This window comes from Duganella rivi (assembly GCF_009857435.1).
Classification (GTDB): domain Bacteria; phylum Pseudomonadota; class Gammaproteobacteria; order Burkholderiales; family Burkholderiaceae_D; genus Rugamonas; species Rugamonas rivi.
On record NZ_WWCK01000002.1, the window covers coordinates 164,538 to 182,448 of the forward strand.

At 61.5% G+C, this 17,911-nt stretch carries 11 protein-coding genes; 6 read left to right on the top strand and 5 right to left on the bottom strand.

Annotation, left to right across the window (positions count from 1 at the left end):
* Positions 1-22 precede the first annotated feature (22 nt).
* Both GTP45_RS05320 and fucP read left to right on the top strand, forming a co-directional pair.
* Complete coding sequence (locus GTP45_RS05320) at positions 23-2,545, top strand: glycoside hydrolase family 3 protein (RefSeq protein ID WP_161012855.1); 2,523 nt, start codon at positions 23-25, stop codon at positions 2,543-2,545.
* 21 nt (positions 2,546-2,566) lie between these two features.
* Positions 2,567-3,853, top strand: a complete 1,287-nt coding sequence (fucP, locus tag GTP45_RS05325; protein WP_161012856.1) for an L-fucose:H+ symporter permease — start codon at positions 2,567-2,569, stop codon at positions 3,851-3,853.
* 61 nt (positions 3,854-3,914) lie between these two features.
* Here fucP and GTP45_RS05330 read toward each other — a convergent pair whose 3' ends face one another.
* From GTP45_RS05330 to GTP45_RS05340, 3 genes are all read right to left on the bottom strand, one after another.
* Positions 3,915-5,915 carry a methyl-accepting chemotaxis protein gene (locus GTP45_RS05330; protein ID WP_161012857.1) on the bottom strand — a complete coding sequence of 667 codons (2,001 nt, stop codon included), beginning with the start codon at positions 5,913-5,915 and terminating at the stop codon, positions 3,915-3,917.
* Positions 5,916-6,087: 172 nt separating this feature from the next.
* Positions 6,088-6,555: a cyanophycin metabolism-associated DUF1854 family protein gene (locus GTP45_RS05335; RefSeq protein WP_161012858.1), complete on the bottom strand. Its 468-nt coding sequence runs from the start codon at positions 6,553-6,555 to the stop codon at positions 6,088-6,090.
* Between the two features lies 1 nt (position 6,556).
* Positions 6,557-8,815, bottom strand: coding sequence for a cyanophycin metabolism-associated ABC transporter (locus tag GTP45_RS05340; RefSeq protein WP_161012859.1), 2,259 nt, complete (start codon positions 8,813-8,815; stop codon positions 6,557-6,559).
* Positions 8,816-9,031: 216 nt separating this feature from the next.
* Between GTP45_RS05340 and GTP45_RS05345 the strand changes: the two genes are divergently transcribed.
* From GTP45_RS05345 to GTP45_RS05360, 4 genes are all read left to right on the top strand, one after another.
* On the top strand, positions 9,032-11,194 hold the full coding sequence (locus GTP45_RS05345; RefSeq protein WP_161012860.1) for a cyanophycin synthetase: 2,163 nt from the start codon (positions 9,032-9,034) through the stop codon (positions 11,192-11,194).
* Between the two features lie 31 nt (positions 11,195-11,225).
* Positions 11,226-13,796: a cyanophycin synthetase gene (cphA, locus tag GTP45_RS05350; protein ID WP_161012861.1), complete on the top strand. Its 2,571-nt coding sequence runs from the start codon at positions 11,226-11,228 to the stop codon at positions 13,794-13,796.
* A gap of 102 nt (positions 13,797-13,898) precedes the next feature.
* Positions 13,899-15,353, top strand: coding sequence for a catalase (locus GTP45_RS05355; RefSeq protein WP_166454547.1), 1,455 nt, complete (start codon positions 13,899-13,901; stop codon positions 15,351-15,353).
* Positions 15,354-15,399: 46 nt separating this feature from the next.
* Positions 15,400-16,503 carry a patatin-like phospholipase family protein gene (locus GTP45_RS05360; protein ID WP_229258347.1) on the top strand — a complete coding sequence of 368 codons (1,104 nt, stop codon included), beginning with the start codon at positions 15,400-15,402 and terminating at the stop codon, positions 16,501-16,503.
* Between the two features lie 18 nt (positions 16,504-16,521).
* On the opposite strand, the gene GTP45_RS05365 is transcribed toward GTP45_RS05360, so the two are convergent.
* Entirely contained in the window at positions 16,522-16,983 is a 462-nt protein-coding gene (locus GTP45_RS05365; protein ID WP_161012862.1) for a cupin domain-containing protein, read from the bottom strand.
* 5 nt (positions 16,984-16,988) lie between these two features.
* Complete coding sequence (locus tag GTP45_RS05370; RefSeq protein ID WP_161012863.1) at positions 16,989-17,894, bottom strand: LysR family transcriptional regulator; 906 nt, start codon at positions 17,892-17,894, stop codon at positions 16,989-16,991.
* Positions 17,895-17,911 lie beyond the last annotated feature (17 nt).

Consider the following 17,911-nt stretch of genomic DNA (forward strand, 5'->3'; position numbering starts at 1 on the left):
AACTACAACGGAGAGAGACTGAATGAATTCGCATAACCACATCCTGCGCCGCGCCGTACTGGCCGCAACCTTGGCGCTGGGCGCGCAAGCTTTCGCTGCGCCAGCCGACAAGCCGCTGACCGACTGGCCGCACATTACCAGCGCCGTCAAGCAGGACAAGGCGATGGAAGCGCGCATCAAGGAAATCGTGGCCGGCATGACGCTGGCGCAGAAGGTCGGCCAGATGACTCAGCCGGAAATCAAATTCAGCACGCCGGAAGACATCCGCAAGTACTACATCGGCTCCGTGCTGAATGGCGGCGGCAGCTGGCCGCAAAATAACAAGCACGCCAGCGCTGCCGACTGGGTCAAGCTGGCCGACGCTTACTACGACGCTTCGATGAGCACCGATATGAAGGTGCAGATCCCGGTCATCTGGGGCATCGACGCCATGCACGGCAACTCGAATATGTACGGCGCCACGCTGTTCCCGCATAACATCGGCCTTGGCGCGGCGCGCGATCCCAAGCTGGTGGAAGATATGGCCAAGTCGGTAGCGAAAGCAGTGCGTGCTACCGGTATCGACTGGGTGTTCGCACCGACGCTGGCGGTGGTGCGCGATGATCGCTGGGGCCGCACCTACGAGAGCTTCTCGGAAGATCCGGCCATCGTTAAATCGTATGCAGCCGGTTACGTCAAAGGCCTGCAAGGCGATCTGAAATCGGACAACACCGTGGTGGCCACCGCCAAGCACTTTGTCGGCGATGGCGGCACGGCCGAAGGTAAAGACCGTGGCGTCAACCAGTCCACCATGTCGGAGATGATCAACATCCACGCGCAGGGCTACTACCCGGCGCTGCAAGCGGGCGTGCAGACCGTGATGGCGTCGTTCAATAGCTGGAACGACGTTAAGGGCGCAACTGACCACGGCAAGATGCACGGCAGCCGCGAGCTGCTGACCGTGGCGCTGAAAGAGAAGATGGGCTTCGATGGCCTGATCGTCAGCGACTGGAATGCGATTACTGAAGTTCCGGGCTGCGCGGAAGACAGCTGCGCCGCGTCGATCAACGCCGGTGTCGACCTGGTCATGGTGCCGGAAAAATGGAAGACCTTCATCGCCAACACCATCGCGCAAGTGGAGAAGGGCGAGATTCCAATGTCGCGCATTGATGATGCGGTCACCCGCATCCTGCGCGTGAAAATGCGCGCTGGCCTGTTCGACGGCAAGAAGCCTTCGCAGAACATCTACGCCGGCAAGCAGGAAGCGCTGCAAGACCGCGCGCTGGCACGCAAGGCGGTGCAGGAATCGCTGGTGCTGCTGAAGAATAACGGCAACGTGCTGCCACTGGCGCGCGGCAAAAAAATCCTGGTTGTCGGCAAGAGCGCCGACAACATGGCCAATCAGTCGGGCGGCTGGTCGCTGACCTGGCAAGGCACCGATAACAAGAACAGCGATTACCCATACAGCGACACCATCCTGACCGCGATTCAAGACGTCGCCGGCAAGGACAACGTCACCTTCAGCGAAAACGCTGCCGGCGTTGATGTCAGCAAGTTCGACGCGGTGATCGCGGTGATCGGCGAAACCCCTTACGCGGAAGGCGATGGCGACATCGGCCCGGCCGGCACGCTGCGTTTGAGCGGCCGCCATCCCGAAGATCTGGCAGTGCTGCAAGCCGTATCGGGCAAGGGCAAACCGGTGGTGACGATAGCGATCACCGGCCGTCCGCTGTACACCAACGATCTCCTCAACCTGTCGGACAGCTTTGTGGCCGCATGGCTGCCGGGCACCGAAGGCAAGGGCGTGACCGATGTCCTGTTCCGCAATGCGAACGGCAAAGTTAACAAGGACTTCCACGGCAAGCTGTCGTTCTCGTGGCCGAAGTCGGTCTGCCAGTCGCCGCTGAACGTGGGCGATGCCAATTACGATCCGCTGTTCAAATATGGCTTTGGTTTGAACTACAACAGCAAAACCACCTTGCCGCAGCTCGACACCAGCTATCCTGATGGCGGTTGTAGCAAAACTACGGCCGTCCCGGTGTACAATCCAACGGACCGCTCGACTTACGGCTTGTACGTGAGCAGCGGCGGCCAGCGGGTGGCGCTGGGTGCGGACTTGAACGCCGTGTTCAACCTGCCGACCGTGAAAGTGGAAACTGCCCAGATCAACACCCAGCAGGACGCGAAGCGCCTGACCTGGGCCGGCGCGGCGAAACTGGAAGCGCAGGCGCGCAAGGCGATCAAACTGCCGGCTTACGCCAGCACGGACGGCGCGTTGCAGTTTGACGCCATCGTGTCGGCTGCGCCGCAGGGCAAGGTCGCCATCGGCATCGAGACGACGGAGCTGGACGCCAGCGCTGTATTCCAGCAGTTGGCGGGCAAGGGCAAGCAGACGGTCAAAATCCCTCTGTCGTGCTTTAGCGCTAAAGGTTTGACGCTGGCTGCATTGAGCACGCCGTTCAGCGTGAGCGCCGACGCGCCGTTCGCCGCGACGTTCGCCAACATTCAAATTGTCGGCGGCGCCGCCAAGGACAAGGATGCGTTGGCGTGTGGGGACTTTAAATAAAAACGAGGAGAAGGTAAAAGTATGGAACACTATTCGCAAACTGCCCCGGTAGCATCCGGGCAGTCGCAGGCGGGCGGAAATACCGGGCCGCTGGTCATCGTCACCATTTTGTTCTTCATGTGGGGTCTGCTGACCTCCTTGAATGACGTATTGATTCCGCACTTGAAGGCGGTCTACACGCTGACCTATGTGCAGGCGATGCTGGTGCAGTTCTGCTTCTTCGGCGCGTACTTCATCGTCTCGCTGCCGGCCGGCATGCTGATTAAAAAACTCGGTTACCAAAATGGCGCAGTGGCCGGCCTGACCATTGCGGCTGCCGGTTGCGCGCTGTTTTACCCGGCGGCGACCAGTGGCTACACGCTGTTCCTGATTGCTTTCTTTGTGCTGGCTGCCGGCATCACCATCTTGCAGGTGGCGGCCAATCCTTATGTGGCGGTGCTGGGCGATCCACGCACGGCGTCGAGCCGCCTGACCCTGACGCAGGCCTTCAACTCGCTGGGCACCACCGTGGCGCCGGCATTGGGCGGCATGCTGATTCTGGGCGGTGTGGTGTTGAGCGCTGACGATCTGGCGAAACTGCCGGCCGCAGAGCAAGCTGCATATCACGCTAAAGAAGCGGCTTCCGTGCAAGGGCCTTACCTGGCACTGGCTGCTGCGCTGCTGGTGCTGGCGATCCTGTTCGCACTGGCACGTCTGCCGAAGATTGTCGATGCAGAAGACAGCAGCGTAAAGGGCGGCTTTAGCGAAGTGCTGAAGCACCGTCACCTGGCGCTGGGCGCGGTGGCGATCTTCCTGTACGTTGGTGGTGAAGTCAGCATCGGCAGCTTCCTGATCAACTTCCTCGGTGATCCTAAAGTGGCTAGCCTGACGGCGGCCGATGCGGCGCACTACGTCAGCTTCTACTGGGGCGGCGCGATGATCGGCCGCTTCATCGGCTTCGCCGTGATGCGCACCATCAGCCCAGGCAAGGCGCTGGCCTTCAATGCGGCGGCGGTGATTGTACTGGTACTGCTGGCGATCTTCAGCGGCGGTTCGCTGGCGATGTGGGCGATTCTGGCGGTTGGCCTGTTCAACTCCATCATGTTCCCGACCATCTTCTCGATGGCCCTGAACAAACTGGGCCCGCTGACCGGCCAGGGTTCGGGCGTGCTGTGCATGGCGATTGTGGGCGGCGCGCTGGTGCCGTTCGCGCAAGGCTATCTGGCCGATACCGTCAGCCTGCAACTGTCCTTCCTGATCCCGGCGGCGTGCTACACCTTCATTCTGTACTTCGGCCTGAAATACGCCAACATGTACAGCGAAAAATAAGCAGCGCCGCTGCCAACAAAAAAGCTCCCGATGGGAGCTTTTTTTTCGTCCGCAGCGGGCGTCAGGAAATTTTGAAGAAGGCGATTTCCTCGTTGAGCTTTTGCGCCTCGCCGGACAAGGTGCCGGAAGCTGCAGCAGTTTGCTCGACCAGGGCGGCATTCCGCTGCGTGGCCTCGTCCAGTTCTGCCACCGCGCGATTTACCTGGGCCACGCCGCTGGCCTGTTCTTCGGTGCTGGTCGCCACGTCGCGCATCAACTGGTCGATACGTTTGGCATTGGTGACGATGTCGGTAATGGTCATGCCGGCTTCGGCCACTACCGCGTTGCCGGCCCGCACCTGCTCCATGCTGTCACTGATCAGCTCCTTGATTTCCTTGGCGGCGCTGGCCGAGCGGTGCGCCAGGCTGCGGACTTCGGAGGCCACCACTGCAAAGCCGCGGCCCTCTTCACCGGCGCGCGCCGCCTCCACCGCCGCATTCAGCGCCAGGATATTGGTCTGGAAGGCGATGCCGTCGATGACGCTGATGATTTCCTCGATTTTGCGCGACGATTGCTGGATATCGTCCATGGTGCTGACAACTTGAGCGATCACCTCGCCGCCACGGGTTGCGGCGGCGGCGTTCTCGTTAACGATGGCGGCGGCGTTGCGCACGGCGTCCCCCGTGTTGCGCACGGTAGCGCTGATTTCCTCTAGGCTGGCGGCGGTCTCCTCCAGGCTGGCGGCGGCGTCCTCGGTGCGGCGTGACAGATCCAGCGATGCCGAGGCGATTTCCTCGCTGGCCACCTGCACGCTGGCGGAGCTGTCGATTACCGTGCCGACCATGCGGCGCAGCGAGGTCTGCATGCGGCCCATAATCTTCATCAGTTCTGCCGCTTCGTCGCTGCCCCATGGCGTCGGCGCCGTGGTCAGATTGCCGTGGGTGATCTGTTCGAGATGGCCGGACACTTCCTGCAGGCCGCCCATCATCACCTTGTAGAACGCCAGCAGCAGGTAGGCGGCCAGCAGCACGAAGACCAGTGAAATGGCGAACTGGGTGCGCAGGGTCGCTTTGATGCGGTCGATGCGCGCTTGCAGCCGCTGGTCCAGCTCCGCGCTGATGCGTTCCTGGCCGCTGCGCTCCATGTCGACGGCCTTGTTGGATAGCGTCAGATAGCCCTGCGCATCGTTGCCCAGTTCAGCGCCAAGCACCTGGTGCGCCAGCATCTCGCGCTGGGCGCGGGTTGCGTTGACGATGCCTTCGATATCCATGGTGGAGGCCGCAGTGGTGTCGCCAGCCAGGCCTTGCTCGTAGGAGTCGCGGATATCGGCGATCAGTTGCTGCTGCACGGCGCCGTCTTCGATCATGCTGTCGCGCAGCTTGCTGTCGAGATGGCGATCGACCAGGGCGATCATGCCTTTGCCGCGCAAGCGGGCAGTCATTTCACTGAGCATCGGTCCGCGCAGCACCGCAATGTTCATCATGTGATAGGTGTCCAGGTCGGGATCGAGCGACAGCTGGGAGCCGTCGGCAATATTGCGGTTGAGCTGGAGCAGGGTGTCGATGTAGGCGCTGTGGGCCAGATAGGTGGTCTGCACGTCGGCCGCGACTGGCGACGCCGCCAACGGTTCATGCAATTGCCGCAGTTTGGCGTAGATGCCTTCGAGCTTGAACTCCTTGCCGGTCAGTTGCTGCTGGTTCTCGACTTCGGCAAAAGCGGCTTGCAGTGCTGCCTGCGTCTCCGGCAACGCCCCCGGATTGGTGGTGGCGGCCAGGCGGCGGAACTGCGCGGCCTTGACCAGATGCACCACCTTATTGGAGTAGCTCAGGCCGCGGTGCTCCGAGCGCGCGATATCGATCTGGCCTTGCGCCGTAGTCCACAGATAGAACAGGGTGGTCAGCAGCGGCGCCAGGAAGGCGGCGGAAATCCAGGTCGACTTGGCGGTGAAACTGAGCGAGCGAAATAGCCGTACGCCTGGCGAAAGCCAGCCGTGATAGCGAAAGTATGCGCCGAAACCGTCATTGCGCGCTGCGGGACGCGATTGCGGCCGGGCAAGGTCTGTGCTGAGTTCCATGGATGGCATGACTTCCCTCTTTTTCTCAGTTGAATTAATCAAATAAATCAAATTAGTTAAATTTTGCGCGATAAAATTCCTTTTGGCAATAAAAATGAATCCATGTGTTGTTAATTTGGTGAATTTGGGAAAGTGCGCGGCGCGCGCCGGCGCGGGGCCGGCGGCAGGTGAGGAGGGAGGTTTACAGGAAGCGGTCGATGATTTTTTTGCTGTGCTTGTCCAGATCGCGCAGGTCGCGGATCAGGTAATGGATGCCGTGGATGTCGGTGATCAGCAGGGTGTCGATGGTCAGGCGGCGGATGTCCTCTTCGCCGCGCAGCACGAATTCGGTGTCGCCGCGGTCGGTCTTCACGGACCAGGTGCACGGCGTGGCGTAGCTGGTCACGCTGTTGATGCGGGCGATTTCGGGCATGAATTCACGGCCGCTCAGTTCTTCGCTCACTAAAGCACCTATCGGTGCGGGGAGGTCGCTAATGCGGTCGATCCATGCCACTTCCTTGCCGTCGTTGTTGAGCAGCGAGATGCCGTCTTCCGGCGCTTGCACCGGGAAGGCGCGTACCGGCGAGACGCCTTCGTGCACCACGCCCTCGGTGGTGGTCAGCACCAGTTTGCCGAAGGGATTGCGGATCAGTTCAAATTGCGTCGTCATCTTATTCTTCCTTGCCCAGTTCCGCGTTGCGCGCTTGCGCTTGATACAGGCGGTAGTACGCGCCTTCGAGCGCCATCAGTTCATCGTGCGGGCCGTCTTCTACGACCACGCCGCGATCCAGCACCACCAGGCGGTCAGCCTTCTGCAAGGTCGACAGGCGGTGCGCAATTGCGATGGTGGTGCGGCCTTGCACCAGGTTGTCCAGCGCGCGCTGGATTTCTTTTTCGGTTTCCGAGTCCACCGAGGCGGTGGCTTCGTCGAGGATCAGGATCTTCGGATCGATCAGCAGCGCGCGCGCAATCGAGATGCGCTGACGCTCGCCGCCCGACAGGCCTTGGCCGCGTTCACCGACCATCGAGTCATAGCCTTGCGGGAGGCGCAGAATAAATTCGTGCGCATGCGCAGCGCGCGCGGCAGCGATGATCTCTTCACGTGTCGCATCCGGTTTGCCGTACGCCAGATTCTCGGCGATGGTGCCGAAGAACAGGAACGGCTCCTGCAGCACCAAGCCGATATTGCGGCGATAGTCCGACACCGCGAACTGGCGAATATCCACGCCGTCCAGCAGGATTGCGCCTTCCGCCACATCGTAGAAGCGGCAGATCAGGTTGACCAGCGTCGATTTGCCGGAGCCCGAATGGCCGACCAGACCCACCATCTGGCCCGCCTTGATATCCAGATTGATGCCCCGATTGACCGCGCGGTTCCCGTAGCGGAAGCCGACTTCGCGCAGCGAGATATTGCCTTCGATCCTGCCCAGCTTGACCGGATTTACAGGTTCCGGCACCGACGATACGTGATCCAGGATATCGAAGATACGCTTGGCCGCCGACGCCGATTTCTGCGTCACCGACACGATGCGGCTCATCGAATCCAGACGGCCGTAGAAGCGGCTGGCGTAAGCGATGAAGGAGGTCAGCACGCCAACGGTGATATTCCCTTTCGAGACCTGGTAAATACCGAACACCCAGATCACCAGCAAGCCCAATTCGGTCAGGAACGACACGGTCGGCGAGAACAGCGACCACACCTTGTTCAGCTTATCGTTCACCGCCAGATTGTGTTTGTTAGCGGTGCGGAAGCGGTTCGCTTCGCGCGCTTCCTGCGCAAAGGCCTTCACCACGCGGATGCCGGGAATGGTATCGGCCAGCACGTTGGTGACTTCGCCCCACACGCGGTCGATCTTTTCAAAGCCAGTGCGCAGGCGGTCGCGCACCAGGTGAATCATCCAGGCGATGAACGGCAGCGGCGCCAGCGTGCAGATGGCCAGCCACGGATCGAGATTCAGCAGGATCACGCCGGTCATGATGATCATCAGGCAGTCGGACAGGAAGTCCAGCAAGTGCAGCGACAGGAATACGCAGATACGGTCACTCTCGGAACCGATACGCGACATCAGGTCGCCGGTGCGCTTGCCGCTGAAGTATTCGAGCGACAGTTGCAGCAAGTGTTCATAAGTAGTGGTGCGCAGGTCGGCGCCGATGCGCTCCGAGGCCAGCGCCAGCACATAGGTTTTGCCCCAGCCGAAAATCCACGCCAGCACTGCCGCGCCGACCAGTCCGGACATATACATCACCACCAGCTTCGGATCGACTTCCTTACCGTTCTGGTAGGGGATCAGCACATTGTCCATCAGCGGGATGGTGAGGTACGGCGGAATCATATGCGCGCCGGTGGACAGCAGCATCAGCGTAAAGCCGAGCGCCAACTGCCATTTATATGGCTTGGCGAAACGCCACAGGCGGAACAGCGTCCACGTCGACGGCGGCGTGTAGACCACCTTGGTGCAGACCGGGCATTCCTCCTGCTCCGGCTCCATCGGCGCTTTGCAGCTGGGGCAGATGTTTTTATCGTCAACCACCACCGGCTCGCCGCTGGCGTGGCTGTCGCGGTGCGCGTCGAATTGTTCGACCAGGCGGATGGCCGCCAGATTCTGGCCCAGCGTGAAGCGCCATGCGCCCAGGCGGCCGTGCGTATTCACTAACTCGATATGGCCAACGCCCGCGTGATCGTGGTGCTTCAACACCAAGTCCGGCGAAAACGGCCACGCTTCCCAGCGCTCGGCGCCCGGTGCGCGGGCCAGAACCCGGCTCGGCGTCACGACCACTACACCTTTTGCGAAACGAAGTTGCTGATCCAAGTCAACCTCCAGGGCACTTACAACGTTTTCCCCTTGGGAAAGTTGTGCCTGTATCTCTGAACGCCAGCGTTCTGGAAGATCGCTAAGGCTGGATACGGTGGAAAGTTGTTCGGTTGTCATCGTGTGGCGTACTCCGGTGGGGAAAAGGGCTGTTATAACGGCTTATTTACGGTATTCTGTCATTCATCAAACATTTGACAGAGAACAATAAAACCGGATGTTTGGGGCGCGGGGCCAACTGGCGGCAAGTATACCGCACAGGGCAAGCCAAGGGTACAGGGTTTAAAATACGGCGCGGGCTGGCTAGGCCGATAACAAAGTTACAAGAATCAATACATGACTAAGAAGAAAGACATTGAAGTTCTCCGCGTGACCCACTTGCGTGGGCCCAACATCTGGACTTATCGCCCAGTGATCGAGGCATGGCTGGATATCGGCGAGCTGGAGAACTTTCCCTCGAATTTGCTGCCCGGTTTGTATGAGCGCCTGACGGCGATCCTGCCGGGCCTGATCGTCCACCGCTGCGGCGTGGGCGAGCACGGCGGCTTCCTCGAACGCCTGCGCGACGGCACCTACGCCGGCCACATCCTCGAACACGTGGTGCTGGAGCTGCAAAATCTGGCCGGCATGAAAACCGGCTTTGGCAAGACCCGCCAGATCGGCGAAGACACCGGCCTGTACAAAATGGCTTTCCGTACCCGCCAGGAAGAAGTCGGCCGCGCCGCGCTGGCCGCCGGCCGCGACCTGCTGATGGCGATGATCGAAGATAAACCGTACGACCTGGCCGCCACGATTGCCAACCTGACCGACATGGTCGAGAGCCTGTGCCTCGGCCCAAGCACCGGCAACATCGTCGATGCTGCCGGCGTGCGCAAGATTCCGCATATCCGCCTGACCGACGGCAATCTGGTGCAGCTGGGCCACGGCGCGGCGCAGCGCCGCATCTGGACTGCGGAAACCGAACACACCTCGGCCATTGCCGAAGGCATCGCCAGCGACAAAGACTTGACCAAGACCTTGATCTCGTCCTGCGGCGTGCCAGTGCCGGAAGGCGAATTGGTACGCAGTGCCGAAGAAGCGTGGGAAGCCGCGCAAGACATCGGCCTGCCGGTGGTACTGAAACCGTACGACGGCAATCACGGCCGCGGTGTATCGCTGAACCTGAGCACCGAAGCCGACATCGCCGCTGCCTATGCGCTGGCAGCGGAAGAGGGCGACAGCAGCAGTGTCATCGTCGAGCGCTTCATCGTTGGCGATGAGCACCGCCTGCTGGTGGTGGGCCGCCGCGTGGTGGCTGCTGCCGCCGGCGAATCGCTGTGGGTGACCGGCGACGGCAAATCCTCCGTGCTGGAATTGTGCAATACCCAGATCAACACCGACCCGCGCCGCGGCGAGACCGAGGAGTTCCCACTGGGCCTGGTCAAACCGAACGAATCGGGCGAGATCGTGCTGGAACTCCAGCGCCAAGGCCTGACCCACGATTCCGTGCCGGCCGACGGCGTGAAAGTGCTGATCCAGCCTAACGGCAACGTCGCGGTCGACGTCACCGACAAGGTGCACCCGCAAGTGGCCGCAGCAGCCGCACTGGCGGCGCGCGTGGTCGGCCTGGATATCGCCGGCATCGACCTGGTGACCTCCGACATTTCGCGTCCGCTGGACGAAACCGGCGGCGCCATCATCGAAGTCAACGCCAGCCCAGGTTTGCTGGCGCACTTGAAGCCAGCCGTGGGCGAGCCGCGCAACGTCGGTGAAGCCATCGTGGAGCACCTGTTTGGCGAAGCCACTGGCCGCATGCCTATCGTTGGCGTCAGCGGCAAGCATGGGACTACCATGACCTCGCGCCTGATCGCGTGGCTGCTGCAAATCAGCGGCAAGAAAACCGGCCTGACTTGCGCCGACGGCTTGTTCGTCAATGGCCGCGAGCTGCCGCTTGACGGCTTGAGCGAGTGGGAAACCGGCGAGCGTCTGCTGTTGAACAAAAACGTTGAAGCCGGCGTATTCGAATCTAGCGCGCGCATGATCCTGGCCGAAGGCCTGGCCTACGACAAGTGCGCCGTCGGCGTGGTCACTGACGTCAGCGACTTCGAAGACGTGAGCGACTTCCACATCGAGAGCCTGGATAAGCTGTACAACGTGCTGCGCACCCAAGTGGACGTAGTGCTGCCGAGCGGCGTCGCGGTGCTGAACGCCGCCGATTCGCAAGTGGTAGAGATGGCCGACCTGTGCGACGGCGAAGTGATTTTCTACGGCGTGGACGAACACCTGGACGCCATCGCCGCGCACCGCAAGGACGGCAAGCGCGTGGTGTTCCAGCGCGCGAATGGCATCGTGCTGGCAAACGGCGACGCTGAAGTAGCGAACCTGCCGCTGTCGCCACTGGTGCCGCCTGAAGCCGTGCTGGCAGCGATTGCCGCCGGCTGGGCGCTGGGCCTGACGCCGGAGCTGATCGGCGCCGGCTTGCGCACCTTTGAAGCGGCTCCGAAGAAATCGCATCACTGATCGTCATCACTGAAAGAATAAGAAGAGTTATATGGAAGTCATACGCACCCGCGCCCTTCGTGGCCCGAATCTGTGGAGCCATCACACTGCGGTGGAAGTCATCGTTTCGTGCCCGCCGGAAGAACAATCGATTGCCACGCTGGCAGGCTTCGAGCAGCGCCTGCGTGCGCGCTTCGGCACCATCGGCGCACTGCGTCCGACCGGTACCTCGGACGCCGTGCCGCTGGCCCGCGTATTGGAAGTGGCGGCACTGAGCCTGCAAGCGCAAGCCGGTTGCCCGGTCACCTTCAGCCGCACCACTGCGACGCTGGAAGACGGCATCTACCAGACCGTGGTCGAGTACACCGAGGAAGCAGTTGGCCGCCGTGCCGTGGAGCTGGCGGAAAGCCTGATCAACGCCGCGCTGGCCGATACGCCGTTTGACCTGGCCGCTGCGCTGGCAGAACTGGCCGATCTGGATGAAGACGTGCGCCTGGGGCCAAGCACCGGCGCCATCGTCAACGCCGCCGTGGCGCGCGACATCCCATTCCGCCGCCTGACCGACGGTTCGATGGTGATGTTCGGCTGGGGCTCGAAACAGCGCCGCATCCAGGCCGCTGAAATGGACACCACCGGCGCGATCGGCGAGACCATCGCGCAGGACAAGGAACTGACCAAGAAGCTGCTGCACGCAGCGGGCGTGCCGGTGCCTATCGGCCGCTCGGTGGAAGATGAAGCCGACGCGTGGAAAGCCGCGCAGGAAATCGGCCTGCCGGTGGTGGTGAAGCCGAAGGACGGCAACCAGGGCAAGGGCGTGACGGTCAACATCATGAGCAAGGAGCACCTCGAAGCCGCCTTCCGCACCGCCAAGGAATTCCGCGACGACGTGATGGTTGAACGCTACCTGCCGGGTCATGACTACCGCTTGCTCGTCATCGGCAACAAGCTGGTGGCCGCAGCGCGCCGCGATCCGCCGCAAGTGGTGGGCGACGGCAAGCACACCGTGCGCGAGCTGGTGGACATTGTGAATGCCGATCCGCGCCGCGGCTCGGGCCATTCCACTTCGCTGACCAAGATTCGTTTTGACGACATCGCGATTGCGCGCCTTGCACTGCAAGACCTGCAAGCGGATTCGGTGCCGGCCCATGGCCAGCGCGTCATCCTGCGCAACAACGCCAATCTGTCGACCGGCGGCACCGCTACCGACGTTACCGATGACGTGCACCCGGAAGTGGCAGCGCGCGCGGTAGAAGCGGCGCAAATGATCGGCCTCGATCTGTGCGGCGTGGACGTCGTTTGCGACAACGTGCTGTCGCCGATTGAAAATCAACGCGGCGGCGTGGTGGAAGTGAACGCTGCACCGGGCCTGCGCATGCACATCGCGCCATCGTTCGGCAAAGGCCGCGCAGTGGGCGAGGCTATCGTCAACACTATGTTTGCACCGGGCGAGAACGGCCGCATTCCAGTGGTGGCGGTGACCGGCACCAACGGCAAGACCACCACCGTGCGTTTGATCGCGCACCTGCTGACTGCCAGCGGCCTGCGTACCGGTATGACCAATACCGACGGCGTCTACATCGAAGGCCGCCAGACCGATAGCGGCGATTGCAGCGGCCCACGCAGCGCGCGCAACGTGCTGCTGCACCCTGACGTCGATGCGGCGGTGTTTGAAACCGCGCGCGGCGGCATTCTGCGCGAAGGCCTGGCTTTCGATCGCTGCCAAGTGGCGGTCGTCACCAACATCGGCATGGGCGATCACCTTGGCCTGAACTACATCACCACGGTGGAAGACCTGGCGGTACTCAAGCGCGTGATCGTGCAGAACGTGTCGGAGAGCGGCTTCGCGGTGCTGAACGCGGTCGATCCTATCGTTGCAGGCATGGCGGCGAATTGCCGCGGCAAGGTGATCTTCTTCGGCGCCGATCGCACGCATCCTGTGATTGCGACGCATCTGGCGCAGGGCTGCCGTACCGTGTACGTGGAAAATGGCCACATCGTTGCAGCGGAAGGCCGCGAGCAGCACACCATTCCATTGTCGGCTGTGCCAATCACCCGCAACGGCGCGATTGGCTTCCAGGTGGAGAACGTGATGGCGTCGGTCGCTGCGGCATGGGGCGTGGGCATCAGCTGGGATGCGATTCGCCTCGGCCTGAAAACCTTCGCCAACGATTCGGACAATGCGCCGGGCCGTTTCAACGTGTTCGATTACAAGGGCGCAACGCTGATCGCCGACTATGGCCACAATCCAGACGCGATCCTCGCGCTGGTGAAGGCTGTAGAGACCATGCCGGCCAAGCGCCGCGTGGTGGTGATCTCGGGCGCAGGCGACCGCCGCGACCAGGACATCACGCAGCAGACCGAAATCCTTGGCCGCGCGTTTGACGACGTGCTGCTGTACGAAGACGCCTGCCAGCGTGGCCGTGTTGATGGCGAGGTTGTAGCGCTGCTGCGTTCGGGCCTGAACGGCGCGCCGCGCACTTCGCACATCGAGGAAATCTATGGCGAGTTCAAAGCCATCGATACCGCGCTCGCCCGCTTGCAGGACGGCGACCTTTGCCTGATCCTGATCGACCAGGTAGAAGATGCGCTGGCGCACATCGCAAAACGTATCAAAGAAGCATAATTTAGATAATATCTATCGAATCCATAGATATAAATAGATTTTGTTTATGACTCTCGTTGTTTAGAATAGCCTCACGCTATCAAACAACGAGGAGTCATAGTCATGAATATCACCACCGCCTCCGGCATTCCCGTCGCCGACAATCAAAACTCCCTGACCGCCGGCCCGCGTGGCCCAGTGCTGCTGCAAGACTTCCACCTGATCGAAAAACTCCAGCATTTCAACCGCGAGCGCATTCCTGAGCGCGTGGTACACGCCAAAGGCTCGGGCGCTTACGGCACCTTCACCGTCACGCACGACATCACCAAGTATTCCAAGGCCAAGCTGTTTGCCGAAGTAGGCAAGCAAACCGAGACCTTCTTGCGCTTCTCCACCGTGGGCGGCGAGAAGGGCAGTGCCGACACCGAGCGCGATCCACGCGGCTTCGCAGTGCGTTTCTATACCGAAGAAGGCAACTGGGATTTGGTCGGCAATAACACGCCAGTGTTCTTCCTCAAGGACGGCATCAAGTTCCCGGACTTCATCCACACCCAAAAGCGCGATCCGCAAACCAATCTGAAATCGCCGACCGCGATGTTCGACTTCTGGAGCCGCACGCCGGAAAGCCTGCACCAGGTGACCACGCTGTTTTCCAGCCGTGGTACGCCAGACGGCTATCGCCACATGCACGGTTTCGGCAGCCACACCTACAGCTTGATTAACGAAGCCGGTGAGCGCGTCTACGTAAAGTGGCACTTCCTCACGCAGCAAGGCATCAAGAATCTGAGCGCGGAAGAAGCGACGCGCATCGCCGGCTCTGACCCGGATTACGCACAGCGCGATTTGTTTAACGCGATTGCAGGCGGCGACTTCCCACGTTGGGACGTCAAGGTGCAAGTAGCCACCGACGCCGAACTGGCGGCATGGGAAGCGCGCACCGGCTGGAATCCGTTCGACCTGACCAAGGTGTGGCCGCACGCGGACTTCCCATTGCTGCAAGTCGGCGTGCTGGAACTGAACCGCAATCCGGTCAACTACCACTCGGAAGTGGAGCAGGCTGCGTTGTCGCCATCGAACGTGGTGCCGGGCATGGGCTACTCGCCGGACAAGATGCTGCAAGCGCGCCTGTTCGCTTACCACGACGCGCAGCTGTACCGCGTCGGCACCAATCACCAGCACCTGCCGGTGAACGCGCCACGCTGCCCGTTCCACAATCAGCAGCGCGATGGTGCGATGGCTGGCGCGAACGGTGGTTCGGCGGTCAATTACGATCCGGTGCAAGGCGCGGGCAGCAACCCGCACGGCATGGGCCACGGCGAACCGCCGCTGGCGCTGGACGGCGCGGCCGGCCGTTACGATGGCCGCGGCAAGGAAGACGATTACACCCAAGCCGGTGACCTGTTCCGCCTCTTCCCAAAGGATGAGCAACAAAACCTGTTCAACAACATCGCCGGCCCGCTGAGCCAAGTGAATATCGAGATCATCGAGCGTCAACTGGCGCATTTCGACAAGGCCGACCCAGCCTACGGCGCCGGTGTGCGTGTTGCGTTGAAAGCGCGCGGCGTCAATCTGGCGTAAAGATGGCTTACAATCTCCATGTTGCAGTGCACCGTGGAGGTTAGACTTGAAGTCCCATTCTGCTTGTCCACCATCATTCTCCCTGCCGGGCCAGATCGTTCTGGTCTTGCAGGGCGGCGGCGCTTTAGGCGCTTACCAGCTCGGCGTGTACCAAGCCTTGCACGAAGCCGGCATCGAGCCGGACTGGGTGATTGGCACTTCCATCGGCGCGATTAACGGCGCGCTCATTGCGGGGAATCCGCCGGAGCAGCGGTTGGATAAGCTGCGCGAATTTTGGCATCGCATGGAGCGGAATTCCTTCGGCTTCGACGCCATGCCGCGCGCGGTGGCGAATGCGATTACGGTGGGGCAGGGGATACCGGCTTTCTTCGAGCCGAATTTGACGTCGTGGTGGAATCCCGAGGCGCGCGTCGGCGTCGAGCATGCGTCTTTCTATCAAACCACGCCGCTGCGTGCCACGCTCGAAGATCTGGTCGATTTCGATTACCTCAATGCGAAGCACATGCGCATGACGGTGGGCGCGGTCAACGCGCGCAGCGGCGCAATGCGCTACTTCGACACGCGCCGCGAGCCGCTGTGCGTCGAGCATGTGATGGCGTCTGGCGCGCTGCCGCCTGCGTTTCCTGCGGTGCGCATCGATGGCGAGCCGTATTGGGACGGCGGTATCTACTCCAATACGCCGATCGAAGCGGTGCTCGATGATGAGCCGCGCCGCAGTTCAGTGATCTTCTCGGTGCAAGTGTGGAACCCGGACGGGAGCGAGCCGGAAAGCGTGCTCGATGTGCTGGATAAGCACAAGGAAATCCAGTACGCGAGCCGCGCTAGCAACATCGAACAGCAGCGCAAGCTGCACCGCCTGCGCCACGTGATCCGCGAACTGACCAAGCACCTGCCGGCGGAAGAACTGGCATCGCAAGAAGTCCGCGACCTGGCCTCGTGGGGCTGCGGCACCGACATGCACGTAGTCTCGCTGCGCGCCCCGCGCATCGGCAACGAAGACCACACCAAGGACATCGACTTCAGCGCATCCGGCATCCGCGCCCGCTGGCAAGCCGGCTACGACGACACGGTGCGCTTCATCAAGCAGCGCCCATGGGATCAGCCTATCGACCCTATCGAAGGCATCGCGATCCACGAACTAAACGCATGAAGCCCATGCTAATCTGTTCTAGTACGGGCTTGATGCGGGCCGGCCAGCCAAGTCTGTCCATATGTCGTCTGGCAGCGAGCGGTCTCGCAGGCAAACCCGGTCATGCTCTGGGTAGGTAATTTGATCGACAGGTGCGCGGGTTCCAACTACCAGGCAACGCGTTGGAGACGAACTTCGATTCTCCAAATAATGTCCGACCGGGACGCCGGCCTTGAAAGTCGCGACACTACCAGCTCGCATAAGCGTTTCGGACGCGCCTTCGATGACGGTGATTTCACCGGCAAGAACATAGACCATCTCGTCTTCGGCGCTATGCCAATGTTTGATTGACGATCTGCTGCCTGGCTGAAGGATTTCAATGAACGATCCAAACTGCGAAAGCTGTCCAGCTTCACTGATCCAGAGTGTTTGATTCGGTTCGGTGGAGCCTTCCACCTTGCTGATCTCTTTGATCAGTTGATCAGGTGTAAAGACGGGCATTAGCGTCACTCCTTTGCAAGGGATATGGGCTCAGAGCCTAGCACATCGTGGCAGACTTCCAGCCACGCGCGGGCGGCGTGGGAGAGGTAGGCGCCGCGCCAGACGTGGGCTGGTTGCCATGGTAGTTCGGGATCAACCAGCTTTACTGCATCGAGATGGCCTATGGCCAGGCGATGGATGAAGGGCTCGGGCAGCAAGGCCACGCCCATGCCGGCGGAGGCCATCGCCACCAGCCAGTCCCATTGACCGCTCTGGGCGGCGATCTGCGGCTCGAAACCTGCTTCGGCGAAGGCGGTGCGCAGGGCGCGGGTCATGGCGAAATCGTCTTTCAGCAGCACCAGCGGCGTGTTTGCCAGCGACTTCAGTTTTAGCGTGGTGCGGTTTTTCTGGAAGGTGTTGCGCGCGGCGAGCGCCCAGATCGGGTAGCTGGCAATCGGCGATGACTGCAATCCCAGCGCGGGATCGGCCGGCAGCACGGTCAGGCCGATCTCCAGATCGCCTTGCGCTACCTGGCGTTCTATCGCCTGGCCAGCGTCTTCCTGCAATGTCAGCGTGATGTTGGGGTGGCGCTGGCGGAAGGCTTTCAGCACAGGCGTGAACAGCAGGTTGATCATCGGCGGAATGCCGACTGTCAGGTGGCCGCGCTCCAGCGCTTGCGTGTCGCGAACCTCCGCCGCCAGCTGGCGCATGGCGTTCAGCATTTCCAAGCCACGTTCGTAGACCACGTTGCCGGTATCGGTCAGCGTTAATCGGCGGCCTTCGCGGATCAGCAACTGCGCGCCGACTTCCTCTTCCAGCTGCCGCACCATTTTGCTGATGGTCGACTGCGTAACGTGCAGCGACTCCGCCGCCTGCGTAAAACTATTCAGGCGGACGGTTTCAACGAAGTAGCGCAGTGATCGCAGATCCATGAGTAAAACGACTGGAA

Excerpts from the sequence above, each read along its gene's own strand:
- GTP45_RS05330 (WP_161012857.1), bottom strand. The coding sequence starts at position 5,915 with ATGCCATCCATGGAACTCAGCACAGACCTTGCCCGGCCGCAATCGCGT.
- GTP45_RS05355 (WP_166454547.1), top strand. The coding sequence starts at position 13,899 with ATGAATATCACCACCGCCTCCGGCATTCCCGTCGCCGACAATCAAAAC.
- GTP45_RS05370 (WP_161012863.1), bottom strand. The coding sequence starts at position 17,894 with ATGGATCTGCGATCACTGCGCTACTTCGTTGAAACCGTCCGCCTGAAT.
- cphA (WP_161012861.1), top strand. The coding sequence starts at position 11,226 with ATGGAAGTCATACGCACCCGCGCCCTTCGTGGCCCGAATCTGTGGAGC.
- GTP45_RS05340 (WP_161012859.1), bottom strand. The coding sequence starts at position 8,815 with ATGACAACCGAACAACTTTCCACCGTATCCAGCCTTAGCGATCTTCCA.
- GTP45_RS05335 (WP_161012858.1), bottom strand. The coding sequence starts at position 6,555 with ATGACGACGCAATTTGAACTGATCCGCAATCCCTTCGGCAAACTGGTG.
- GTP45_RS05320 (WP_161012855.1), top strand. The coding sequence starts at position 23 with ATGAATTCGCATAACCACATCCTGCGCCGCGCCGTACTGGCCGCAACC.
- GTP45_RS05365 (WP_161012862.1), bottom strand. The coding sequence starts at position 16,983 with ATGCCCGTCTTTACACCTGATCAACTGATCAAAGAGATCAGCAAGGTG.
- GTP45_RS05345 (WP_161012860.1), top strand. The coding sequence starts at position 9,032 with ATGACTAAGAAGAAAGACATTGAAGTTCTCCGCGTGACCCACTTGCGT.
- fucP (WP_161012856.1), top strand. The coding sequence starts at position 2,567 with ATGGAACACTATTCGCAAACTGCCCCGGTAGCATCCGGGCAGTCGCAG.